The organism is Dyella terrae (assembly GCF_022394535.1).
GTDB lineage: Bacteria > Pseudomonadota > Gammaproteobacteria > Xanthomonadales > Rhodanobacteraceae > Dyella.
This window is the reverse complement of sequence record NZ_CP089414.1, coordinates 588,913-612,958: the sequence shown is the minus strand read 5'-3', so window position 1 is coordinate 612,958 and position 24,046 is coordinate 588,913. Positions and strand designations below refer to the sequence as shown.

Below are 24,046 nucleotides of genomic sequence, written 5' to 3'. Positions count from 1 at the left end.
CCAGCCACCATGGCGCCTCCTACCCTAGCCCCCTCGCGTCAACCGCAACACAAAAAAGATCGCATCGACCAGGCCATCGACCGCGCGCGCCACGCGCTCATGGCCCGGCAGCGGCCCGACGGCCACTGGTGTTTCGAGTTCGAAACCGACTGCACCATCTCCTCCGAGTACATCCTGATGATGCACTTCATCGACGAGATCGATGACGTGCTGCAAGAAAAGCTGGCGCGGTACATCCGCCTCAAGCAACGACTCGATACGCATGGCGGCTGGCCGCTGTATCACGACGGCAAGCTCGACATGTCATGCACCGTCAAAGCGTATTACGCCCTCAAGGCCGCCGGCGACTCGCCCGATGCGCCGCACATGCGGCGCGCTCGCGAGGCCATCCTGGCCCAAGGCGGTGCGGCGAAGAGCAACGTCTTCACACGTATCCTGCTCGCCATGTTTGAGCAGGTGCCGTGGCGTGCTGCGCCATACGTGCCGGTGGAAATCATGCTGTTTCCGCGCTGGGCGCCATTCCACCTCGACAAGGTGTCGTACTGGGCGCGCAGCACGATGGTGCCGTTGTTCATCCTGTGCTCGATGAAGGCGAAGGCAAAAAACCCGCGCAACATTGGCATTGCCGAATTGTTCGTGACGCCGCCCGACCAGGAGCGCCATTACTTCGGCACGACTACCTTCACCAGCAAGCTATTTCTCGTGTTGGACAAGCTGGGGCGAACTTGCGACCCACTGATACCGTCCTCGTTGCGCCACAAGGCCATTAAGCGCGCCGAAGCATGGTTCCTGCCGCGCATGAATGGCGAGGACGGCCTCGGCGGCATCTTCCCGCCGATGGTGAACGCATTGGAGGCGATGGATCTGCTGGGCTACGCCAAAGATCACCCCGCGCGTGCCACCTGCCTGAAGTCGTTGCAGAAGCTGATCGTGCATCGTGACGATGGCACCGCGTTCTGCCAACCCTGCGTGTCACCCGTGTGGGACACCGGTTGGGCCGCCTTCGCTTTGTTGCGCGCCTCGCCCGATGAGGCCACGCAAGATGCGGTGACCCGCGCCATGGAGTGGCTCGCGCCCTTGCAAGAACTCGAACTCAAGGGCGACTGGGCCGAACAGGCGCCGGATCTCGCGCCGGGCGGCTGGGCCTTCCAGTACGCCAATGCGTACTACCCTGACCTCGACGACACCGCTGTTGTCGCTGGCCTGCTGCACGTCGCCGTGCGCGGAACCCCGCGCGAAGGCGTGTATCGCGAGCGCATCGAGCGCGCCGCGGATTGGCTTATCGGCATGCAGTCCGACAACGGCGGTTTCGCGGCATTCGACCGCAACAACACGCACTACCACATCAACGAAATACCCTTCGCTGATCATGGCGCCATGCTCGACCCGCCGACGGAAGATGTCTCCGGACGCGTACTGGCATTTCTCGGCGCGCTCGGCCGCCCGCAAGACAAACCCGCCATCGAACGCTGCCTGACGTATCTCCATGGCGCACAATTGCCGGATGGCTCGTACTGGGGGCGCTGGGGCACCAATTACATCTACGGCACGTGGTCCGTGTTGGCCGGCCTTGCGCTGGTCGGCGAAGACATGCAGCAGCCGTGGATTCGTCGATCCGTTGACTGGTTACTCGCGAAGCAGCATGCCGACGGCGGCTGGGGCGAAACCAACGACAGCTTCTTCGACCCTGAATTGCGCGGCACCAACGGCGGCGTAAGCACGCCTCACAGCACCGCGTGGGCGTTGCTCGGCCTGTTCGCTGCGGGTGAGCATGCATCCGACGCGGCGCGGCGCGGCATCGAGTGGCTGCTCGACCATCAGCAACCACAGGGCGAGCAAGAGGCGGACCTCTGGTATCACCCGAGTTTCAACGCACCCGGATTCCCCCGGGTGTTCTTTCTGAAATATCACGGCTACACCGCTTATTTCCCGCTATGGGCACTTACCCGTTATCGCCAATTGATGGCGCGCTCGCGGCCGAGCCGGTGACGCCGAACACCGTGGGCATCGTGACAGCGCTGGCCGCCGAAGCGCGCACCTTGACGCGCCGATTCGTGCCGGTGTGCGCAACGTCGACGCTCGATACAGGGGAGTTCCTCTGCCTCACCGGCATGGGCCAACAGGCCGCACGCGAAGGAGCACAGGCGTTGATCGAGGCGGGTGCCAGCGCACTCGTCTCGTTTGGCGTAGCCGGCAGTCTTGCTCCCGGCCTGCGGAGCGGCACGTTGTTCTGCCCGTCCTGCGTGCTCGACGAACGCAGTCATGACTACCAGCCCGATCCGGCGTGGCGCGCATCGCTCATCCGCTGCCTGACGGCGGCCAATCTTCCGCTGGTGGAGCAAGGCAGTTTGTTGAGCCTGCCCGAGCCATTGCTTTCCGTGGAGGCGAAAGGTTGGATGCGTGAACGCCACCAGTCGCTTGCTGTAGACATGGAGAGCGCCGCCATCGCGATCGTTGCCGCAGAGCACCGAATACCCTTCATTGTGTTGCGTGCGATCGTCGACGAGCGCGAGGACAACGTACCCGCCGAACTACAGAGCAGCATCGATGCCTGGGGTCGCCCTCGCAGCCTGCGCATGTTGGCCACCTTACTGCGTCACCCTTATCTACTGATGGAGCTGCCAACCCTGGCTGCACGCATGAGCAAGGCGACACGTGCCTTGCGCGCGGCGGCACAAGCGGCAGGTGCGGGTCTGGCGCGCGACGCGGCCCGGTCCTGCTAATCTTCAACCATTGTTTTCGGATGTCAGGCTTGGCCTCGACGTACGGCCGGCGGCATCGTAGCCCGGAGGTCCGACGGCGTGTTCAAAGCGATTCATAAAGGCCTGGTTTGGACGGTGGACCGCAGTGGCCGGCATCACTATGTCGTCCTGCTGCTGACCGCCCTGTTTGTCATGCTGAGTCTTTGGGGTGCATCGCGACACCTGAGCATCGACACCGACTCGGACCATCTCTTTTCCGACAAGCTGCCGTGGCGGCAACAGAGCGCCGCCTTTGCGCGCCAGTTCCCCCAGTTCAGCGACACGCTAACCGCTGTGGTGCGCGCACCTACGCCCGAAGAAGCTCGCATTGCCGCGCAGGCGCTCAACGCCAAACTGGTGGCTGACAAGGAACATTTCCGCTCGTCGTCCACGCCGGGCATCAGCCCCTTCTTCAATCGCGAGGGCCTGCTACTGCTTCCCCAGGATGAACTGGAAAGCACGCTCGACAGCATGCTGCAGGCACAGCCTCTGCTCGGTCCGCTGGCCAAGGATCCGTCCGCACGCGGCCTCTTCAACGGCATCAACCTTATGGTTGAAGGTGTGCGTCGCGGCATGGCGGATGACCTGTCCTCGTACGATCCGGCGCTCGGCAACGTCGCGCAAACCATGGAAGACGCAGTGGCGGGCAAGAACGCACCGCTCTCCTGGCAGGCGCTACTGACGCCCGATCTGGTCAACAGCAACGGCGGGCAAGAGTTCATCCTGATCCACCCAGTGCTCGACCACACGGCGCTGGAGCCGGGACAGGCCGCCACACAAGCGATGCTGCAACTGGCCCATGAACTGCCTGAGGTGAAATCGGGCCGCGTGCACATCAACTACACCGGCTCAGTGCCGTTGGCCGATGAAGAGTTCGCCTCGCTGACCGATCGCGCCGGGCCCATCGCTATCGGTAGCAGCCTGCTGTTGGTGTTCTGGCTGGTGCTGGCGCTAGGCACCTGGCGACTGATCGTTCCGGTGGTCATCACATTGGTGGTTGGCCTGATTTACACGCTGGGCTTTGCCGCGCTTTCCGTCGGCCGACTCAACCTGGTTTCCGTGGCATTCGCCGTGCTGTTCGTCGGCCTCGCGGTGGACTTCGGCATCCAGTTCGGCGTGCGCCTGCACGCCCGCCAGTACAGCGACCGTACGTTTGACGACTCCCTGCATGAAACGGCCAATCGCGTAGTCAGCCAGGTCGGGCTTGCCGCGCTCGCCACGGCCTGCGGCTTCCTCGCCTTCGCACCGACCGACTTCACCGGCGTCGCGGAGCTCGGCATCATCGCTGGCGTCGGCATGCTGCTAGCACTCATCTGCACGCTCACTGTACTGCCTGCGTTGCTGCGCCTGCTGGCAAAAGGATCACCGCACGCAGAAGTCGCGCTACCCGGCAGCGTCGCTGCGGATAAGTGGTTAAACCGCAACCGCAAAGCCGTGCTGACGGTCTTTGTCGTGCTTGGCGTCATCGGCATCTGGTGCGCGGCCACCATCCCGTTCGACGCCAATCCGCTGCACACCAAGCGCGCGGATACCGAGGCAATGCAAACACTCACGTCACTGATGGACGACCCGAACACCAACCCGTTCACCATGGACGTGCTGGCAAAAGACCTGCCTGCTGCAAAAGCCCTAAGCGAGAAGCTGGGCAAGTTGCCGGAAGTGGCGCAAGTCGTATCGGGTGTCGACTTCGTTCCCACCGGTCAGGACGACAAACTGGAGCAGCTGCAGCAAGCATCCGACCTGATGTACGCCGTACTGAACCCTGGCGAGAAAGTCGCAGCACCTACCGCCGACGAGATGCGTGACGCCGCCAAGGAAACCAGCGACGGCATCGCCAGTGTTGCCGACAAGCTGCCAGCCAACTCGCCGCTGCGACGCATCGGCAAGGCACTGGCTGCACTGGCCCATGGCAACGACCAACAAATGGCGACAGCGAACGACGCGCTGACGAAGTACCTGCCCTACACACTCAACCAGTTGGCCGACTCGCTATCGGCCACACCCATCACCATGCAGAATCTGCCGGACGACCTGCGCCGCGATTGGTTTGCACCGGATGGGCGCGTGCGCGTGCAGGTAACGCCCACCACCAAGGCACAGAGCACTGCCGGCCTGCGCGATTTCGTCCAGGCCGTGCAGAAGGAAGCCCCGGATGCCGCAGGTTCCGCCGTCGATACCATCAGGGCGGCCGACACCATTCTCATCGCGTTCCGCGAGGCGGCGATCTATGCCACCGCGGCCATCGCCATTGTGCTGATACTGGTGTTGCGCCGCGCACGCGACGCCGGCCTGGTGCTGGCAACGCTGCTGATGTCTGCCCTGCTCACCGCGCTGCTGGCACGCTTGTTCGGCATTGCCATCAACTTCGCCAACATCATCGCGCTGCCGCTGCTCTTGGGCGTAGGCGTGTCGTTCAATGTCTACTTCGTAATGAACTGGCGCCACGGCATGCAGTTGTTCCTTGGCTCGCCCACGGCACGCGCCATCCTGTTCTCTGCGCTCACTACGGGAACGGCTTTCGGCAGCCTGGCCATCGCTCGCCACCCAGGCACGGCGAGCATGGGCGGCGTGCTGTTGCTCAGTCTGGTGGCCGTGCTGCTGTCCACCTTCGCCTTCCTGCCCGCCATGCTTTACTCGATCGGGCTGTGCAAACAACCCTTCAGCCACACTTGATCCCCGTCGCTTTGGAGTCACCGCATGCAACTCAATCGTCGCGTCGCGTTCGCCACTCTCGCCCTGCTCGCCAGCCTCAACGTCAGCGCCCACGCCATCCTCACCGACAGCACGCCCAAGGCCAACGGTAGCGTCGCGGCCGGTCATGTGGCACTGACACTCAAGTACAACAGCAAGATCGACCAGGGGCGCTCACGACTGCTACTCGTCGCCGCCGACAAGAGTGAAACGCCGCTCGCCATTACCGCCAGTGCAGACAAGCCCAACGAGCTGGACAGCGCGACGGACCTGAAGCCCGGCGCTTATGTCATCCGCTGGCAGGCACTGGCTCTGGACGGACACATCACGCGCGGCGACCTGCCGTTCAACGTGACGCCCGCGCCCTGAGCGCGGCAATCAACGTCATCGCAATCGTTAGCCACCGCTGACCAACGGGGGTACCGTGGCACTGCTCGTCGACATTTTTGGCTACCTGAGCGTCATCCTGCATGGACTGGTGATCGTCGCCCAGTCCATGACATTGGGCGGCCTGCTTTTCCTTGTGTTCCTGCTGCACCCGCTGAGCTCACGACTGGTACAGGGCGACGCGCTGGAACAACGCATCGTGCGCCTGACCCGCTGGAGCGCCTGGGGACTGGTGCTCGCCGAACTGGCGACGACCGCACTGCAGGTGTCCGTGTTGATGTCGACCGTCGACCTGCCCTTCTCCAACGTCATGCAGGCGTCGTTCGCCGTGGCGGCCAGCGTCAAGATCCTCTGTGCGCTCGCCATCGCCTTTTGCCTGGGCCAACGCACCATGGCGCGGTCGATTCCGCGCACGCTACTGCTGCTGGTCGGCCTGATCGAACTGGCCGCCGCCACGGCCACTACGCATGCCTATGCGCGCCTGGACGACAACACCCTGCTGATGCTCGTGGAAGGCCTGCACCAGTTCGGCGCCGCGATCTGGATCGGTGCCATTCCCTGCTTTGTGGTTGTACTACGCCACCTGCAGGACGCTGATGGCTTAAGGTTGGTCGGTTCGCGCTTCTCCCGTATGTCGATGATCGGCGTGGCCTGCGTCCTGCTGTCCGGCATCACCATGTGGATCTTCTACGTGGGCGACGCGCAGGGTTTCTACGGCACGGCCTACGGCGTCATGGTTGGCGCCAAGGTGGCGATGTTCATCGGCCTGCTGGGCCTGGGGCTCGGCAACTTCTTGGTCACCGAACGCCTGCGCAAGGGAGGCGATGCCTCCGTGACGCGCATGCGTCGCTTTGCCGAAGTGGAGATCGGCATCGGCTTCACCATCTTCTTCGCGGCGGCCTCGCTGACGTCCGTACCACCTGCCGTCGACCTGACCACCGATCGCGTGACACTGCACGAAATCGCCGTACGCAATGCGCCGGCATGGCCGCGCCTGAGTTCACCCGATCACGACACGCTAGCCATTTCGCAATTGCAGACCCAACTGGATCAGGACGCCGCGCGTGATCACCAAGTAACGCAGTCGGCCACGACGCCTGGTTCCGGCATCCTGCCGCCGCGCAATGCCGAAGATATCGCGTGGTCCGAATACAACCATCATTGGGCAGGTATCTTCGTCCTGTTGATCGGCTTCCTCGCCTTGCTCAGTCGCGCGGGCATGCGATGGGCGCGCCATTGGCCACTACTGTTCCTGCTTATGGCGGCCTTTTTGCTGCTCCGATCCGACCCTGAGGTATGGCCACTGGGTCAGGAGGGATGGTGGGTGGCGTGGCGCGATGTAGAAGTGGCGCAGCACCGATTCTTCGTATTGCTGATCATCCTGTTCGGCACATTCGAATGGTCCGTACGCACTGGCCGCCTGAAGAGCGAGCGCGCGGCGCTGGTCTTTCCGCTACTGGTCGCCGTAGGCGGCGCCATGTTGCTCACGCACAGTCATCAGATTTCCAACGTGAAAGATCAGATGCTGATTGAATTGACCCACACGCCGCTGGCGCTGGCCGGCGTGGCCGCGGGTTGGTCGCGATGGCTGGAGTTGCGCCTGCCCGGTCGCGGCGGGCGTATTGCGGGCTACGTGTGGCCGGCGTGCTTCATGCTGATCGGCGTGATCTTGCTGTGGTATCGCGAGGCGTGAGGCGCCCCGCGATACCCGCTCAGCGAATGCGATGCACCACCATGTCGGCAAGGCCATGCAGGTGCGCGGCGCGCTCACCCAGCGGAGCCAGCGCGGCGCGCGCACGCTCGCCCAGGTCCTCCGCCAACTTGCGCGAGGCATCCAACCCAAGCAGCGACACGTAGGTCGGCTTGTTGTCCTGCGCGTCCTTGCCGGGCGTCTTGCCCAGCGTGGCCGCATCGGTAGTCACGTCCAGAATGTCATCGACCACCTGGAACGCGAGCCCCACGGCGCGCTGGTAACCATCGAGCGCTGAGTGGAGTTCCGGCGACATGGCCAACGCACCGCAATGCGCACCCATGAATACCGCCGCCCGCAACAAGGCGCCCGTCTTCAATCGATGCATCTGTTCGAGCTGATCGCGCGACAGCACATGCCCCACGCTTTCCAGGTCGATCGCCTGCCCGCCCACCATGCCCTGTGAGCTGCTTGCGGCCGCGAGCTCCTTCAGCAGTGCCACGCGCTGAGTCGCGCTGGCCGGCATGTCACCGATCACGGCGAAAGCCTGGGCTTGCAAACCATCACCAACGAGGATCGCCATCGCTTCGCCATAGCGCACGTGCACGGTCGGCTGACCGCGGCGGAGCAGATCGTTGTCCATCGCTGGAAGATCGTCGTGCACTAGCGAATACGCGTGGATCATTTCGATCGCACTGGCAGCGCCATCGAGAGTCGCCGGGTCCGCGTCCACCAGTTCACCCGACGCATGGCAAAGCAGCGCACGCAGGCGCTTTCCGCCGCCGAGCGTGGCGTAGCGCATGCCGTCATGCAGCGTCGCCGGTACGGTATCGACCGACGGCAGATAATGCTCCAGTGCCCGCTCGGTGCGCTGCAGGATCCGTGGCATCCAGGTTTCCAGCGGCTCGGCGTGTGCCGGCGCACCGGACGAAGCAGGCCACAGTTGAATCGCTTCACTCACGCACTCGTCTCCGCATCACATCAATGAATGGTTGCTACGACAGCGCGCGGCGCTGATAGCTTGGCAATAATTTGGTGAGCCGTCGCACGCGCCCGCTCGTCGGCGGCAAGGATATCGTCCAGCTGCGCGGTGGCAGCCAGTGCCGGCAACTGATCAAGCGTGCGCTCCACCACGCGCGCGATATCGGTGAAACGAATCTGCTCCCGCAGAAACGCGTCCACCGCAATTTCATTGGCGGCGTTCAAGGTCACGCTAGCGCGGCAACCGTCACGCAACACCTGCAGACCAAGCCGCAGGCACGGAAACCTCGCGAGATCCGGCGCATAAAAACTCAGGTTGGACATGCGTGTGAGGTCCAATGGCGCCACGCCCGAGTCGATACGATCCGGATGCGCCATGGCATGCGCAATCGGCGTGCGCATGTCGGGGTTGCCCAGTTGCGCAAGCACGGACTGGTCGGCGTAAGCCACCATCGAGTGAATCACGCTCTGCGGATGAATCAGCACCTCGATACGCTCCGCCGGCATGTCGAACAGCCAGCGAGCCTCGATGACTTCCAGCCCCTTGTTCATCATGGTGGCCGAGTCGACCGAAATCTTGCGCCCCATCACCCAGTTCGGATGCTTGCAGGCCTGGTCGGGCGTCACGGCATCCAGCGTATCCAACTCACGCTGCAGAAACGGACCACCTGAGGCAGTGAGGATCAGGCGCTCGACGCCTGCCCCCGTGCACGAGCCCGTACCAAGGCACTGGAAGATGGCGTTGTGTTCGCTGTCCAGTGGCAACAGCGTGGCGCCATGCTCAGCCACGGTGCGCATGAACAGAGCCCCTGACACCACCAGGGCCTCCTTGTTCGCCAGCAGGATCTTCTTGCCGGCGCGTGCCGCGGCCAGCGACGAGGCAAGACCCGCCGCGCCGACAATGGCAGCCACCACGGTATCGCAAGCCGCCGCGCTAGCCGCCGCGCTCAACGCCTGCGGACCGTAAGCCACTTCGGTGGACAAACGCGCCGCGCGAAGCTTCTGCTTCAGTTCCGCGGCACCCTCGGCATCACCCACCACCACGACTTCCGGCAGGAACGCACGACACTGGTCAAACAACCGATCGATCTGGCGATGCGCCGTGAGCGCAAACACGCGGAAGCGATCCGGATGGCGCGCGACCACATCCAATGTGCTGGTGCCGATGGAGCCAGTGGAACCAAGAATGCTCAAGCGCTGCACGTTCATGACACGGCCTCCAACACCACCGGGAGAGGAAACACCGCGCGCTCGCGGCGTCCGTCCATGGTGACCAGCTCCACCGGAGCGAGTTGCCGCAAGGCACGAAGTACATCATCAACAGACGCTTCCGGTGCCGACGCGCCCGCCGTGAGTCCGACGATACGCGCATCGGCCACCCACGCCTGCTGCAGTTCGCCACCGTCGGCAAGCAAGTAGCTAGGCACGCCCAACTCTTCGGCGATTTCCTGCAAGCGACGCGAATTCGAGCTGTTCGGCGAGCCGACCACCAGCATCACTTCCACCTGCCCCGCCAGCTCGCGCACCGCGCTCTGACGATTCTGCGTGGCGTAGCAAATGTCGCCCGTGCTCGGGCCGGACAAGTTGGTGAAGCGCCGGCGCAGCACGTCGATGATGCGCCGCGTGTCATCGACACTCAGCGTGGTCTGCGAGACATAGGCGAGCGGTGCGTCCGCAGGAAAGTCGAGCGTTTCGGCCTCCCCCACGTCCTGCACCAGCACCACCGGCCCGGGAATCTGGTCGAGCGTACCAACCACTTCGGGATGACCGGCGTGGCCGATCAACACCACCGTGCGCCCTTCCTGTGCGTAGCGCTGGCCCTGGTTATGCACTTTGGTTACCAGCGGACACGTCGCGTCCAGCACCTGCAGACTGCGTCGCTCGGCCAGCGCTTCGACGGAACGGCCGACGCCGTGCGCGCTAAAAATGGCGTGCGCGCCTTCCGGCACGTCGGCCAGGTCGTCAACAAAGATCGCGCCCTTGGAGCGCAAATCGTCGACTACGTGCCGGTTGTGCACGATCTCGTGATGCACGTATACGGGAGCGCCATAACGCTGCAAGGCGCGCTCGACGATTTCAATGGCGCGAACCACGCCTGCACAGAAACCGCGTGGCTGGGCAAGAATCACTTTCATGGAGAACGGGCCTCCCGCGCGACGGCGCAGCTTGGCTTGGCAGCCAGCACCCGGTCGGTGAAACGCTGGATGGAAGCACGAATGCCCTCCGCATCCAGCCCGTAGTGATTGAGCAACGTGGCCGGATCGCCGTGTTCGACGAATTCATCCGGCAGACCCAGGCGAAGTACCGGCACCACCGTACCCGTGTCGGACAAGCATTCGACGCAGGCCGACCCGGCGCCACCCTGTAGGCAACCTTCTTCCACGGTCACCACCGCATCGTGCGTCTGGGCTAGCTGCCGCACCAACGCCTCGTCCAGCGGCTTCACGAAACGCATATTGGCCACGGTCGCATCCAGCGCTTCGGCGGCGGCAAGGCTGGGCGCCACCATCGAACCGAACGCGAGGATAGCCACGCGCTGACCCGGTGCTTTTCCACTGTGCCGCCGCAACTCGCCCTTGCCGATAGGCAACACGCTCATGACCGCTTCGGTAGCCACGCCCGGCCCGGTGCCGCGCGGATAACGCACCGCGCAAGGTGCATCGTGGTTCACGGCCGTATGCAGCATCTGGCGGCACTCGTTTTCGTCCGAGGCAGCCATCACCACCATGTTCGGAATGCAGCGCAGGTAGGCTAGGTCGAAGGCGCCCATATGCGTAGCGCCATCCGCGCCAACAATGCCAGCACGATCGATCGCAAGGGCCACCGGCAAATTCTGCAACGCGACGTCATGGATCAACTGGTCGTAGCCACGTTGCAGGAAGGTGGAATAGATCGCCACCACCGGTCGCAGCCCTTCCGTCGCCAGGCCGGCCGCGAACGTCACCGCATGCTGCTCGGCGATGGCGACGTCGAAATAGCGATCAGGAAAGCGCTTCTCAAACTCGACCAACCCTGAGCCTTCGCGCATGGCGGGCGTAATGCCGACGATGCGCGGATCCTGCGCCGCCTCGTCGCACAGCCACTCGGAGAACACTTGCGTGTAGCTCTTGCGCGCGGCCTTGGCAGACGAGACCAAGCCGATCTTGGGATCGAACTTGCCTGGGCCGTGGTATTGGATGGGATCGGCCTCGGCCAGTTTGTAGCCGTGCCCTTTTTGCGTAATGACGTGCAGGAACTGCGGGCCGCGCAACGTCTTGATGTTCTGCAGCGCCGGAATCAGCACGTCCAGATCATGACCATCGATCGGCCCGGTGTAGTTGAAGCCGAACTCCTCGAACAAGGGTGACGGCACCACCAAGCCTTTCATCTGCGACTCCAGCCGCGATGCCAGATGGCTGATCGGCGGAATGGGCCGCAACGCGTAATGCACACCCCGGCGCGCGTGCTGGTAGAAGCGGCCGGAAATCAGCCGGCCGAAGCAATACCGCAGCGCACCCACGGGGGGCGAAATGGACATGTCATTGTCGTTGAGCACCACCAGCAGGGGCAGGTCTTCCGCCACGCCGGCATTGTTCATCGCCTCGAACGCCATGCCCGCGCTGAGCGCTCCGTCACCGATCACCGCGATGCTGTGGCGCGCGTCGCCAAGGATGCGCGCGGCATGCGCCATACCCAGCGCCGCCGAAATCGACGTACTGGAATGCGCCGTACCGAAGGTGTCGTATTCCGACTCGCTGCGCCGAGGGAAACCGGAGATGCCTTCAAGCTGTCGAATGCCGCCCATCGCCTCGCGACGGCCGGTGAGAATTTTGTGCGGATACGACTGGTGACCGACGTCCCACACCAGACGGTCGCCTGGTGTATCGAATACATAATGCAGCGCAATGGTCAGCTCGACGCTGCCGAGGTTGGAGGAAAGATGCCCGCCCGTGTGGGAGACGCTCTCCAGGATGAATACGCGCAATTCGCTCGCCAACTGATGCAGCGCCGGCATGTCCAGCTCGCGCAACTGCGCCGGTGAATCAACGGTTCGTAGCAGATCGTACACGACGGACTCTCCTCGGGGCTTTCGGAGTCTCTATCTAGACGTTTTTAGCCAAGCAAACGTGCCTGCCGTCACCAGCAACAGCACCACTGGAACACCATCGGGCGATGCCTGCGACGGCACCGCCACGCCATACTGCATCCTGCTCACCTGCATTCACCTTTCGACAAACGCACGCTCGATCACATAGTCGCCCGGTTCACGTGTGCGCGGCGAAACCTGGAAACCGCGACCGTCCAACAAGGCACTCGTGTCATCCAGCATCGCCTGGCTGCCGCACAACATCACCCGATCCGTTTCCGGATTCAGCGACGGCAGGCCAGCGGCATCGCTCATGCGTCCGTCGACAATCGCATCCGTAAGACGCCCGCGATGGTGAAATGGTTCACGGGTGACACTGGGGTAATAGACCAGCTTCTCGCGCACCAGGTCGCCAAGGTAGGGGTGGCCCGGAAGTTCGTGCTCCAGGTATTCCGCGAACACCAGGTCGCTGATCCGGCGCACGCCGTGCGCCAGCACGATCTTGTCGAAACGCTCGTAAGTTTCCGGGTCACGCACAATGCTCAGGAAAGGCGCCAGCCCCGTCCCCGTACCGAGTAGGTAAAGGTGCTTGCCGGGGCGAAGGTCGTTGAGCACCAGCGTGCCGGTCGGCTTGCGACTGACGATGAGCGGGTCGCCGGGCTTGAGGTGCTGCAAGCGCGACGTCAGCGGCCCATCGGGCACTTTGATGCTGACGAATTCGAGGTGTTCTTCGTGGTTGGCACTGGCGATCGAGTACGCACGCAGCAGCGGCTTGCCTTCTACTTCCAGCCCAAGCATCACGAAATGGCCGCTATCGAACCGGAAGCCCGGATCACGCGTGGTCCGGAAACTGAAAAGGCTATCGTTCCAGTGATGAACGTCGATCACGTATTCCGTCGCCAATGCCACCATCACAGCCACCGTTGCCAAGTGAATAGTTGCTTGCAAGCGACCAGACCATCCGACGCGCATCACAGGTCTGGCTGGCGTCGCATGGCTTGACCGTAAGTATCTAGGTACAAGTACGGACCGGTCGAAGTCAATCCTGCACCCTGATCTCTTTCGTCTATTGCACAATCCGCGCAACGTCCTTGCGCAAACATGCAAATCGTCACGCATCGATCACGTTCTGCCTGCTAGCCGACACGTGTTCCGCACGGTTGTCGCACAGGTGCAATGCGCGCCCGCTTGCATGCGCGCATGCACATCGCGTCGCGGAGCAAATCGCGCTCGAGAGACCAGGACGGAACGTCGCGCCGGGTTGCACCCTCGCCACGGCGCCACCAGATCTTGGGGTGTGATGGGCGCCTGCCACCCCAACGGGAAAGGCAGGCCGGCTTGGAGACGGTCACCCATAGTCACCATCAATGACCATCATGCCAACTATCAATTAGACCTATCGCCATCCTTCCCGTATTCTTGTCTACCAATTCACCACAACCAACGGAAAAACAACGATGTCGTTGATCAATACCGAAATCAAAGCGTTCAAGGCCAGTGCTTTCAAGGACGGCCAGTTCATCGATGTGACCGATGCCACGCTGAAGGGCAAGTGGTCTGTGGTGGTGTTCTACCCCGCCGACTTCACCTTCGTCTGCCCGACCGAGCTGGAAGACCTTGCTGATCATTACGAGCAGTTCCAGAAGCTGGGCGTCGAGATCTACGGCGTGTCGACCGACACGCACTTCGCACACAAGGCATGGCACGACACCTCGGATGCGATCAAGAAGGTCAAGTACACCCTGATCGGCGATCCGACCGGCACCATCACCCGCAACTTCGACGTCATGATCGAAGAAGAAGGCCTGGCGCTGCGCGGCACCTTCCTGATCAACCCGGAAGGCCAGATCAAGCTGTGCGAAATCCACGACAACGGCATCGGCCGCTCGGCTGCCGAACTGCTGCGCAAGGTCAAGGCCGCTCAGTACGTCGCTTCCCACCCAGGTGAAGTGTGCCCGGCCAAGTGGCAGGAAGGCGACAAGACCCTGAAGCCGTCGCTCAGCCTTGTCGGCAAGATCTAAGTTAGACCCTGTAGCACTGTGTTGCGGCCCGCTGCATCGGGCCGCACCGGACCCGGCGTTCTGCCGGGTCCTTCTTCCGAATACGAAAGCACGCGCAACACCCCGGCAACCCCAGGGTGCAGGCAACGCTCACCCTGAATAAACGACGGAGTCACCATGCTGGATGCCGATCTGAAGTCCCAATTGCAGGCCTACCTCGAGAAGGTCGTACACCCGATCGAGCTTCTGGCCTCCCTCGACCACAGCGAGAAGGCGCAGGAGCTCAAGGCCCTGCTGGAAGATATCGCCCCGCTGTCGGACAAGATCTCGCTGCGCCTTGACGGCACGGCGGCACGTAAGCCGTCGTTCGCCATCAACCGCGTCGGTACCGATGTGGGCGTGAGCTTCGCCGGCATCCCGATGGGCCATGAGTTCACCTCGCTGGTGCTGGCACTGCTGCAGGTCGGCGGCCATCCGTCCAAGGCCTCGCAGGACGTCATCGAGCAGGTGCGCAACCTCGACGGCGAATACCGCTTCGAGACGTTCATGTCGCTGTCCTGCCATAGCTGCCCGGACACCGTGCAGGCACTGAACCTGATGAGCGTGCTCAACCCGAACATCTCGCACGTCGCCGTCGACGGCGCGCTGTTCCAGGACGAAGTGAACGAGCGTCAAGTGATGGCCGTTCCCACCGTGTTCCTCAACGGCGAATTCTTCGACACCGGCCGCATGGAGATCGAGCAGATCGCCGCACGCCTGGATACGAACGCGCATGAGCGCATCGCCGAGCGACTGAACGCCAAGGCACCGTTCGAGGTGCTTGTGGTCGGCGGCGGCCCGGCCGGCGCAGCGGCAGCCATCTATGCGGCGCGCAAAGGCATCCGTACTGGCGTAGCAGCCGAACGCTTCGGTGGACAGGTGCTGGACACCATGGCCATCGAAAACTTCATTTCCGTGTCCTACACCGAAGGCCCGAAACTCGCGGCCTCGCTGGAGCAGCACGTACACGAGTACGACGTGGACGTGATGAACCTGCAGCGCGCCGAACAACTGATACCCGCCACCACCGAAGGCGGCCTGCATGAGGTCCGCCTGACCAACGGCGCCACACTGAAGGCGAGGACGGTGATCCTTTCCACCGGTGCCCGCTGGCGCAACATGAACGTGCCGGGCGAACAGGAATACCGCAACAAGGGCGTGACCTACTGCCCGCACTGCGACGGCCCGCTGTTCAAGGGCAAGCGCGTGGCGGTGATCGGCGGCGGCAATTCCGGCGTAGAAGCGGCCATCGACCTGGCCGGCATCGTGGGTCATGTCACGCTGCTCGAATTCGACGGCAAGTTGCGTGCGGACGACGTTCTGCAGCGCAAGCTGCGCAGCCTGCCGAACGTGGACATCATCGTCAGCGCGCAGACCACCGAAGTGACGGGTGATGGCCAGAAGGTGACAGGCCTCAACTACGCCGATCGTGCCGGTGACCAGAATCATCACGTGGCGCTCGAAGGCGTATTCGTGCAGATCGGCCTGCTGCCTAACACTGATTGGCTGAAGGGCACGATCAAGCTGTCGCCGCGTCACGAAATTGAAGTGGACGCACGTGGCGAGACGTCGGTGCCGGGCGTGTTCGCCGCCGGCGATGTCACCACGGTGCCCTATAAGCAGATCGTCATCGCGATGGGTGAAGGTGCCAAGGCATCACTGAGCGCCTTCGACTACCTGATCCGCCTACCGGTAGATGAGCCGGAACAGGAAACCGTCGCCGCCTGACAACGTCGCTCCAACGCCCGGTCCCGCGCAGCCGCTCCCCTCACGGCTCGCAGGGCCGGGCTTTTTTTGGAGAAAAACCAGGTCAGTCGCTCTCCGCCTTGCCCGCTACGCGATATCGACGGCGAGCCTTGGACTTACGCTGAGCAATCAGCGCCATATGTGCACACTCTGCGCACCAGTGACCCGCGCGGATACTCCCAAGCGTCGCATACCACGCATGGCCGCGATGACACAGCCAATGCATCCTGGCATTGGCGTTCTCATACTCCGTTGAAAGGCATTGCCCGCCACGCTCGCGTGCCACCGCGTGCGCTGCATCCATCCCGAGACGCCTACCCCTGTCGAAGCAGATACGGCACCAGCCGCCATCCAGAATGCTGGCGCCCGCCGCCTGCCATTCATGCCCCTTGCCGCAACGGAAACGATAGCGGGCATTGGTGCCCTCATAGGCAGTATCCAGGCATTGCCCACCACGTTCCTGTGCTTTCGCCCGTATGCGCATCATGCCGTCCTTGAGGAACTTGCGCTCCGTGCTTTGCTCCACGAAGCAGGTCTTGCACCAGACATCCTGGTGCAAGATTGCCGTTCCTATCGCACTCCATAAATGGCCCTGCGCGCAGCGAAACGGATAACGACGGTCCGTTCCGTTGTAAATCGTCGCGAGACACTCGCCACCCCGCCTCACCGCCGCTTGCCGCAACCGCGTCAGTCCATCCTCCAGCAGCATCTGCGAGCGCATGGCATCAATGGAACACCGTGGGCAACTCAGTACTTCTTTCCATAGAAACGATTTCCCAAGGCACTGCCACTCATGCCCATGACGGCAGCGAAAACGATGCATTACATCGCCACCCAGCCATTCCGACATCAAGGGCGTTATGCCGGCCTCCCGGCTCATCGCATGAAGCCGCTCCGTGCGTTCCGTCTGAACGCATTCTGTGCAACGTGGCTTTACTGCAACGATCAAACCGCGCAGATTCTTCGTAAACACATGTCCACGGCGGCACTGAAAGCGATACAGAGCGCCCTGCCCCTGCCACACCTGATCCAGGCAGGTAAAGCCCAATGCCACCACTTTTGCTGACGCCCCTTTGCAGTGATCGAGCACCGGATGCGCTAACCCGTCGTGAACTTCCTTGTGCGGCATGTACCCACCCATCCTTCAACTACCATCCAATGCCAGTTCAACCCTGAAGGCTGGCTAGCAACAAAGCGCCGCAACTGGTGCGGTGACCATGCAGCGCCACCGATACACCTGCCATCCGCAGCAGCGGATCACCTTCCACAATGGTGGTATGCCCGCATGAAGGGCACATCACGGCGTCGCCAACCTGCACAACGCGGCGACCGCCGATCCGCCAAAGATGCGATGCATTCAACACGGTGCCACCGTGCGTTGTTGTATCGCCCTCGCGCACGGGGCGCTTACCTGGAAACAGCACGTGAACCTCCTCAAAGAGTCCGTTGGCTACAACTCAGTCAACAGATCTGACATCAATGGATAGCCCCAGAAAAGGACTCGGAAAGATCATCAAGGTCGCTCGGATGCCAGAAAAGCAGATGCTCGAACATGCACCGAGCATGGCTCCATGCCTCCACCCACGATTCTGCCGGCGCCATGAACGCGACCCATCGAAACTCGTCATACAAGGCATCACCCATCAGCATCAGATGTACGCCATGTGGATACGGCTGTTTCCCGCGAAACGTCGCGAACAATTGAACGGTGTTCGGGCTGGTCGCCACATCCCGTGAGAAGTGAACGTCCTCGCTTGCCCGAATCTGCTCCATCGCCTGCCGCGCATGCTCAATCGGCGATACACCCCGGCGCTGCGAGAAACCGGAAATGAACTTCACAAACAACCCCCGATGGAATCGCCCCTCCTCGTTGGGCTTGTCCTCGGAAATGGTCAGCAGCGAAAAGTCCCTTGTCACGCCCTCATGAACAAACCAGCCATCGGGCACCAAGGCCTGCGTCTGGACCATGCGGGACACGTGCCAGTGATAGCCATCAGGAGCATGGAGAGGAAGTAAATCCATCGTATTTCCTTACTGGAAAGGTGCAGAGAGATCATCGGCCATCACCGCGCCGAAGCATGTCGCTCAAGGTGAGTACAAGCCGACGTCCGAATCGATGGGGCGCATAGTCGTCTGGCGCGCGGTAGCCTGTAGCCACGGTGCTGCCCAGCGGTTTTGAATCTCGCCGATCGGCTTCTCGCTGCTGGCGGTCTGCGGCAGCAGGTTGACGCCGAAGGGATCGCCAGCGGGTTTCTTGCCCGGTGTGGCGGAGGTGATGGTGATCAGCGTGGCCTCGTCGTTATGGCGCAGCGGTATCACCACGCTGGTATCGGCGTTGAGATAGGTGGCCATGGTGGCCAGTGCGATGCCCACGAATGGCGAGGCCGCACCGGTGTCGCCCAGACGCTGAGTGAGGTCGTAGCTTTCCTTGGAATCGAGCAGATCCACGCTGCTGCCGGCGACTTTGAGGGCGGGCGTCAGTTCAGCCAGCGGTGGGGCTACGGGCTTGGGGCCACCGTCGTAGAACACACGTGCCGGTGATGGCGTGACACCGTCGATGGCTTTTTTCCAGCCATCGGCCAATGCCGTTACAAGCGCTTCGTTCTTCAGGCGTGTGCCGGGCTTGGCGGGGTTATCCAACGACACAGTCACCGGACGATGCAGCACGGCGAGTGTTTTCAGCGCATCCCATTGCTCCAGCGCGCGCTTGGTAAAGGGCTGGGGGATGTAGGTCGTCGATACAAAAGTTTGCTTGGGCGGGCGCGCCCAACCAGTGAACTCCGGATCGATCGGGTTCTTGTTGACTTTGGTGTACGGCGCATAGAACCGCAACCAGTTGATGCGTTCGCGGCGCCCCACAACGAGAGCGACCATGCTGTCGGTGAGTTCACCGGATTCGCGGGGGCCTGTGCCGCCTCCTTTGATGGACCTTAGACTCACGTTCTTACTAGACAGTGCAGCCTGCATGTTGAAACCGTCAACGGTATAGATCAGCACCGCAGGCAGATCAGGACTGCGCTCGAACAACTGAAAGATGCTTTCGATAACAAACTCAGGGTCGTCATCGCAAGCAATACCATTGGGCAAGCTGCGAATACGGTGCCAGTGCAAACCAGCATCTGGGCGTAAGCCATCGACCATCGTGGTGAGCATCTCATTTACGTCATCCGCCGTGAGACGAGGATTGGGTGTCTCCGGGCTCCAGCCACGCACCACTGTAACCGTGGGGATCGACCATTTTTCGGGAAAATCCCGCAAAGCAAGCTCTAATGCATCGAGCTTTCGCTTGCTGTACGCCATATCCTTATCATCGGCCGTGACAGGATATTTCTTCGAGTCCATCGGCAAAGCAGACCCAACGTGAAGGCTGCTGGCCTGCACCGCATCCTGCTGCTGAAGCGCACCCAACGCCTGCCCCTGACGAAACACATCCACGCTCAAGCCGACGCTAAGCACATCCAGCGTTTCCAGACGCGAGGTATCGGTGGGCGCTTTGTACTGCAGTGAATCGAGCATAGATGTGGCCTCCGTCGCCGGCAGTGCGGAAGGGGTCGCAGAAGAAGGCGTGATCACACAGGCAAGCTTTGCCAATGGATCAGGGGATGGCGCCGCGTACGCCGTGACACTAGCGAGCGCGCAAAGCGCACTCAGACCCAAACGCCACCCCAGCAAAGACTTCAACGTCATGACCTATCTCCGTGGTCGGGCCAAACGCTGCCCACACCATCCAGCGAAACCGTGGATTCATCATTCCGGCGAAAGCCGACATCTCATGCCTTTCGTACACGGCCCATGGGATTCACCCATGGATATGCCCGCCCTCAAGGCTTGTCCAAATCCACGCCCGGCCCACCGGCAATAAAGTCGTCCAGCGCCTGCTTGTCGCGGGCGATCTGCTCCTGATCGATGGGGCGTATGGTGGGGTTGCGGCGGGCTTCTTCCTGGCGCCATTGATCTGCCAGTTCGGCGCGTATGCGGGCGGAGGGCTTCTCGCTGCTGGCAGTCTGCGGCAGCAGGTTGACGCCGAAGGGATCGCCTGCGGGTTTCTTGCCTGGTGTGGCGGAGGTGATGGTGATCAGCGTGGCTTCGTCGTTGCGACGCAGCGGTATCACGATACTGGTGTCGGCGTTGAGATAGGTCGCCATGGTGGCTAGCGCGATGCCGACGAATGGCGAGGCCGCACCGGTGTCGCCCAGGCGCTGGGTGAGGTCGTAGCTTTCCTTGGAATCGAGCAGATCCACGCTGCTGCCGGCGACTTTGAGGGCGGGCGTCAGTTCAGCCAGCGGTGGGGTGACGGGCTTGGGGCCGCCGTCGTAGAACACGCGTGCCGGTGATGGTGTGACACCGTCGATGGCTTTTTTCCAGCCGTCGGCCAAGGCCGTGGCAAGCGCTTCGCTCTTCAAGCGTGTGCCGGGCTTGGCGGGGTTATCCAGCGACACGGTCACCGGGCGATGCAGCACGGCGAGCGTTTTCAGTGCATCCCATTGTTCCAGCGCGCGCTTGGTAAAGGGTTGGGGGATGTAGGGCGTCGGCACAAAGGTTTGCTTGGCCGGCCGTGCCCAGCCAGTGAACTCTGGGTCGACCGGGTTCTTGTTGACCTTGGTGTACGGTGCAAAGAAGCGCAACCAGTTGATGCGTTCGCGACGACCCACGACGAGGGCGACCATACTGTCGGTGAGTTCGCCGGGTTCGCGCGGGCCATCTAACCCACCTTTGATGGATTGAAGGCTTACATTTTTGCTCGACAGTGCCGCCTGCATATTGAAGCCCTCATCAACGTAGATCAGCACCGCCGGCAAATCAGGACTGCGCTCGAACAACTGAAAAATGCTTTCAATGACAAACTCCGGGTCGTCATCGCAAGCAATGCCGTTGGGCAAGTTGCGAATGCGGTGCCAGTGCAGCCCTGCGTCCGGACGCAAACGATCCACCAATGTGCCCAGCATGTTTTGCGTCATATCGATAGGAACGCGCGGGTTGGGAATATCCGAACTCCAGCCGCGCACCACCGTCACCGTAGGGATGGACCACTTTTCAGGAAAATCACGTAACCCCAACTCCAGCGCATCAAGCTCACGCTTCTCATACGCAACATCCTTGTCGTCAGCGTTCGATGGATATTTTTTCGGGTCCATCGGCAAAGCGGAACCCACGTGAAGGCTGTTGGGCTGCGCCGCAGCCTGCTGCTGCAACGCACCCCACGCCTGTCCCTGACGAAACACGTCCACACTCAGACCAACACTGAGCACATCCAGCGTTTCCAGACGTGAGGTACCGGTAGGTGCTTTGTGCTGCAGTGAATCGAGCATGGATATGGCCTCCGTGGCCGGCGATGCGGGAGTGGTCGCAGAAGAGGAAGGTGTGATCACACAGGCAAGCCTGGCCAACGGATCAGGGGATGGCGTCGCAGATACTGCATGCCCCGTGACACTGGCGAGTGCGCAGAGCGCACTCAGGCTGAAGCGGCACCATGATGAAGGCCGATGGATCACGCCTTATCTCCTTTAGGTGGTGTTCCGCCGTATTGCAGAGGTTTACCCAACAAGCGCCCACCGATGGTCTGGCCGGCCACCAGCTTCGGCATATCGATGTCCATCTGTGCCGGTGGCTTACCGGTTTGTCGGTAGCTGACTGTGTCGTCAATCAGCCTCTTGAACTCAGCAGTGGTCAATTGTTTGTCGTTGTAAAACGACAGCACCTCTGGACTGGCAAATCCTCAGCACCAACAGGTGTGCTGGTCTTTTTTTGATTCGTCCAGCCAGCATTGGTTTTCTGCCAATCCAGCCGCCAATCCGCCACGCGGCACAGGTACGCATAAAACCCCTCCTCCATCACGCTAAGCGTAGGCCCTATCGCTACGTCATAAGCCAACACGCGCTGGCTATGCATCGGGTTGGCCGGAATAGCCGAGTGAAACGACAGTGGCACTTCCACTCTCTGCCAACGTCGCGCTGCTTCGTTGGGCGTTTCGCTGCGGATAATGTTGACCTTGCCATTGCCAAGCATGATGACTCGCTTGACCTGAGTGCGATCAGCGACGTCCATGCCTTCGTTGAGCACAGCTTCGACATCCTCCGCGCTGCGCCCCCGAGCGAAGGCTTTGCCTTCGTCCATCTCGGTGGTGAACAAGTCCTTGTCGGGGTTCCAGCCGCTGGATCGGGTGATGGCAATGCGCGCGTCGACGGGGTCCAGATGCTGGTTGGCCTGATACACGCCACTGGCGGTATCGCGCTGGGTGACATCCGCACCGTTGGCAAAATCCGCCGTCACCGGCAAAGGCAGCGCGGCGCTGTTGAGGGTCACCGCCTGCCCGGCCGAAAAGCTGGCGCGTCCAAAACGCGCCGTCCAGTCCATGCCGGTGTCTTCCCAGGTTTTTTCGCCGTCGCGCAACAGGATGTAACGGTAGCCGGCCGGTTGCGCACCCACTTGCTCAACGGCATCGTTGCGACGACGCAGGGTAAATACGCGCTGGCTGAAGCGCGCGCCCAGTTGCGACAGCACCAGCTGGCTGCCACGGGCATCGGGTATGCCTTGCCAACCGATGCCCTCCACGTTGGACAGGCCTACGGTTTGGTCTTGCGGCGTGAAGTACAAGTTGACCCAGCCGCGGTTGTCGCGCTCGGTAAGGTTGACGGGTTGACCATCGATGCGCGTTTGGCAGGTGCTGCCATTCCAGTTGGCTCCGCCCACACGGGTGTTGACGTCGTTACCGGCCATGTCGGCCAGCGAGACGGTGGTGTTGGGCTGACTGGTCATGAACTGGACGATGCCGCTCAGCGTCGCCAGGCGCGCCTCGCGGGTTTGTTGCTGAGTGAAGCTTTGCAGGGTTTCGGTGAGCGGCTCATTCAAGCTGTAGGGTGAGTTCATCATCACGAACCCATCGACCGGGCGCTGCCCCTTTTCGCTGAGCAAGGCATTGGCTAACAAGGTGAGCATGGTGCCCTGGCTATGCCCAACCACGTTGATGGTGTCGCCGGGGTAACGGCTGCGGATGATTTGCACCAGCATGGCCAGCCGCTGGGCGCCGAGTACCATGTAGCGGCGATGCGCGGCAGGTAGCAGCGGGTGCGTGGCGGTGCCTGCCACGGCATCCACCGGTACAAAACCAAACAGGTAGCCGCTGAAGCCGTTGCCCCACATGTCCGGCAAGGTGGTGGTGGCGTTGGCGAATGGGCCACCTTCTTTGGTGCCGGCCTTGTCCAGCCGATTGCCGTGGCGATCCAGCCACTCGCCATGCGGCTTGTCTTTCTGGATGGCGTGCTCTTCTTCGCGGTAGCCCCAGTAGAACGGCACCACGATGCTGCAGATGCCGTCCTCGCCACGCCGCGCACTGCCGAACTTGCGGCGGTAGTAGATAGCATCAGGGTTGGCGGCCTTACCTTGATCGTCCTGCGGCAGGCTGTAAGTGGCGGCCATCAGCCGCCCGGGGTTATCACCGGACAGTTTGCCGGGCGTGAGCAGATCCAGCCGTTCGTTGAGGCCATCGCACAGCCCTTTTTCGATGTCGGCATAGACACCGGCGAGATCGTTTACGCCGTGCACCAGGATGGTGATGCACGGGCGCTTGGGGCCAATGGGCATGTAGTGATCACCACCCTGGGGGATGGTGATGCCTTGGGCGCGGGCTAACGCGGGGGATGGGGCGTCGGGCATGACGATGAATCTCCGGAAGCGGGCACGAAGGCGCGCCGCTCGCAAATGCAGA

19 protein-coding genes are annotated in these 24,046 nt (G+C 62.1%); 7 read left to right on the top strand and 12 right to left on the bottom strand.

The features are described 5' to 3' along the window. Positions 1-9 precede the first annotated feature (9 nt). The 5 genes from shc (at position 10) to DYST_RS02425 (ending at position 7,512) form a co-directional block, all read left to right on the top strand. Positions 10-1,989, top strand: coding sequence for a squalene--hopene cyclase (gene shc / locus DYST_RS02445; RefSeq protein ID WP_239949771.1), 1,980 nt, complete (start codon positions 10-12; stop codon positions 1,987-1,989). Continuing rightward, positions 1,986-2,723: a purine and other phosphorylase-like protein, family 1 gene (locus DYST_RS02440; protein WP_239949769.1), complete on the top strand. Its 738-nt coding sequence runs from the start codon at positions 1,986-1,988 to the stop codon at positions 2,721-2,723. Before shc ends, DYST_RS02440 begins: the two co-directional genes overlap by 4 nt. A gap of 78 nt (positions 2,724-2,801) precedes the next feature. Then, entirely contained in the window at positions 2,802-5,414 is a 2,613-nt protein-coding gene (locus tag DYST_RS02435) for an MMPL family transporter (RefSeq protein WP_239949767.1), read from the top strand. A 24-nt stretch (positions 5,415-5,438) separates the two neighbouring features. Beyond that, entirely contained in the window at positions 5,439-5,801 is a 363-nt protein-coding gene (locus DYST_RS02430) for a copper resistance CopC family protein (protein ID WP_239949765.1), read from the top strand. A 55-nt stretch (positions 5,802-5,856) separates the two neighbouring features. After that, positions 5,857-7,512 (top strand): copper resistance D family protein, encoded by a 1,656-nt coding sequence (locus tag DYST_RS02425; RefSeq protein WP_239949763.1) that lies wholly within the window; start codon positions 5,857-5,859, stop codon positions 7,510-7,512. A 19-nt stretch (positions 7,513-7,531) separates the two neighbouring features. Here DYST_RS02425 and DYST_RS02420 read toward each other — a convergent pair whose 3' ends face one another. The 5 genes from DYST_RS02420 to DYST_RS02400 all read right to left on the bottom strand — a co-directional run bounded on the left by DYST_RS02420 (position 7,532) and on the right by DYST_RS02400 (position 13,471). Beyond that, positions 7,532-8,398, bottom strand: a complete 867-nt coding sequence (locus tag DYST_RS02420; RefSeq protein ID WP_428993977.1) for a polyprenyl synthetase family protein — start codon at positions 8,396-8,398, stop codon at positions 7,532-7,534. 92 nt (positions 8,399-8,490) lie between these two features. After that, positions 8,491-9,699, bottom strand: coding sequence for a 1-deoxy-D-xylulose-5-phosphate reductoisomerase (ispC, locus tag DYST_RS02415; protein WP_239949761.1), 1,209 nt, complete (start codon positions 9,697-9,699; stop codon positions 8,491-8,493). Next, positions 9,696-10,625 carry a 4-hydroxy-3-methylbut-2-enyl diphosphate reductase gene (gene ispH / locus DYST_RS02410; protein WP_239949760.1) on the bottom strand — a complete coding sequence of 310 codons (930 nt, stop codon included), beginning with the start codon at positions 10,623-10,625 and terminating at the stop codon, positions 9,696-9,698. The genes ispC and ispH overlap by 4 nt, the downstream gene beginning before the upstream one ends. Beyond that, positions 10,622-12,538 carry a 1-deoxy-D-xylulose-5-phosphate synthase gene (gene dxs / locus DYST_RS02405; RefSeq protein WP_275666918.1) on the bottom strand — a complete coding sequence of 639 codons (1,917 nt, stop codon included), beginning with the start codon at positions 12,536-12,538 and terminating at the stop codon, positions 10,622-10,624. Before dxs ends, ispH begins: the two co-directional genes overlap by 4 nt. Before the next feature lie 153 nt (positions 12,539-12,691). Next, on the bottom strand, positions 12,692-13,471 hold the full coding sequence (locus DYST_RS02400) for a ferredoxin--NADP reductase (RefSeq protein WP_428993976.1): 780 nt from the start codon (positions 13,469-13,471) through the stop codon (positions 12,692-12,694). 542 nt (positions 13,472-14,013) lie between these two features. Between DYST_RS02400 and ahpC the strand changes: the two genes are divergently transcribed. Then, a complete protein-coding gene (ahpC, locus tag DYST_RS02395) occupies positions 14,014-14,577 on the top strand; it encodes an alkyl hydroperoxide reductase subunit C (RefSeq protein WP_102304643.1) in 564 nt (187 codons plus the stop codon). Positions 14,578-14,733: 156 nt separating this feature from the next. After that, positions 14,734-16,323, top strand: coding sequence for an alkyl hydroperoxide reductase subunit F (gene ahpF, locus DYST_RS02390; RefSeq protein ID WP_239949758.1), 1,590 nt, complete (start codon positions 14,734-14,736; stop codon positions 16,321-16,323). A gap of 82 nt (positions 16,324-16,405) precedes the next feature. Here ahpF and DYST_RS02385 read toward each other — a convergent pair whose 3' ends face one another. From DYST_RS02385 to DYST_RS02355, 7 genes are all read right to left on the bottom strand, one after another. Then, positions 16,406-17,470: a hypothetical protein gene (locus tag DYST_RS02385; RefSeq protein WP_239949756.1), complete on the bottom strand. Its 1,065-nt coding sequence runs from the start codon at positions 17,468-17,470 to the stop codon at positions 16,406-16,408. 37 nt (positions 17,471-17,507) lie between these two features. Next, positions 17,508-17,765 (bottom strand): PAAR domain-containing protein, encoded by a 258-nt coding sequence (locus DYST_RS02380; RefSeq protein ID WP_239949754.1) that lies wholly within the window; start codon positions 17,763-17,765, stop codon positions 17,508-17,510. A gap of 52 nt (positions 17,766-17,817) precedes the next feature. Next, positions 17,818-18,363, bottom strand: coding sequence for a hypothetical protein (locus DYST_RS02375; RefSeq protein WP_239949752.1), 546 nt, complete (start codon positions 18,361-18,363; stop codon positions 17,818-17,820). A gap of 63 nt (positions 18,364-18,426) precedes the next feature. Then, the gene (locus DYST_RS02370) at positions 18,427-19,857 is read right to left on the bottom strand and encodes a type VI lipase adapter Tla3 domain-containing protein (protein WP_239949750.1); all 1,431 of its coding nucleotides are present in this window, start codon (positions 19,855-19,857) and stop codon (positions 18,427-18,429) included. Positions 19,858-20,162: 305 nt separating this feature from the next. Continuing rightward, positions 20,163-21,650, bottom strand: coding sequence for a type VI lipase adapter Tla3 domain-containing protein (locus tag DYST_RS02365; protein WP_239949748.1), 1,488 nt, complete (start codon positions 21,648-21,650; stop codon positions 20,163-20,165). A gap of 179 nt (positions 21,651-21,829) precedes the next feature. Then, positions 21,830-22,012 (bottom strand): hypothetical protein, encoded by a 183-nt coding sequence (locus tag DYST_RS02360; protein ID WP_239949746.1) that lies wholly within the window; start codon positions 22,010-22,012, stop codon positions 21,830-21,832. Then, a complete protein-coding gene (locus DYST_RS02355; RefSeq protein WP_239949745.1) occupies positions 22,009-23,994 on the bottom strand; it encodes a T6SS effector phospholipase Tle3 domain-containing protein in 1,986 nt (661 codons plus the stop codon). Before DYST_RS02355 ends, DYST_RS02360 begins: the two co-directional genes overlap by 4 nt. Positions 23,995-24,046 lie beyond the last annotated feature (52 nt).

Coding starts and splice junctions, on each gene's coding strand:
- shc (WP_239949771.1), top strand. CDS start 10: ATGGCGCCTCCTACCCTAGCCCCCTCGCGTCAACCGCAACACAAAAAA.
- DYST_RS02430 (WP_239949765.1), top strand. CDS start 5,439: ATGCAACTCAATCGTCGCGTCGCGTTCGCCACTCTCGCCCTGCTCGCC.
- DYST_RS02420 (WP_428993977.1), bottom strand. CDS start 8,398: ATGCCACGGATCCTGCAGCGCACCGAGCGGGCACTGGAGCATTATCTG.
- ispC (WP_239949761.1), bottom strand. CDS start 9,699: ATGAACGTGCAGCGCTTGAGCATTCTTGGTTCCACTGGCTCCATCGGC.
- ispH (WP_239949760.1), bottom strand. CDS start 10,625: ATGAAAGTGATTCTTGCCCAGCCACGCGGTTTCTGTGCAGGCGTGGTT.
- ahpC (WP_102304643.1), top strand. CDS start 14,014: ATGTCGTTGATCAATACCGAAATCAAAGCGTTCAAGGCCAGTGCTTTC.
- ahpF (WP_239949758.1), top strand. CDS start 14,734: ATGCTGGATGCCGATCTGAAGTCCCAATTGCAGGCCTACCTCGAGAAG.
- DYST_RS02385 (WP_239949756.1), bottom strand. CDS start 17,470: ATGCCGCACAAGGAAGTTCACGACGGGTTAGCGCATCCGGTGCTCGAT.
- DYST_RS02375 (WP_239949752.1), bottom strand. CDS start 18,363: ATGGATTTACTTCCTCTCCATGCTCCTGATGGCTATCACTGGCACGTG.
- DYST_RS02370 (WP_239949750.1), bottom strand. CDS start 19,857: ATGCTCGATTCACTGCAGTACAAAGCGCCCACCGATACCTCGCGTCTG.
- DYST_RS02365 (WP_239949748.1), bottom strand. CDS start 21,650: ATGCTCGATTCACTGCAGCACAAAGCACCTACCGGTACCTCACGTCTG.
- DYST_RS02355 (WP_239949745.1), bottom strand. CDS start 23,994: ATGCCCGACGCCCCATCCCCCGCGTTAGCCCGCGCCCAAGGCATCACC.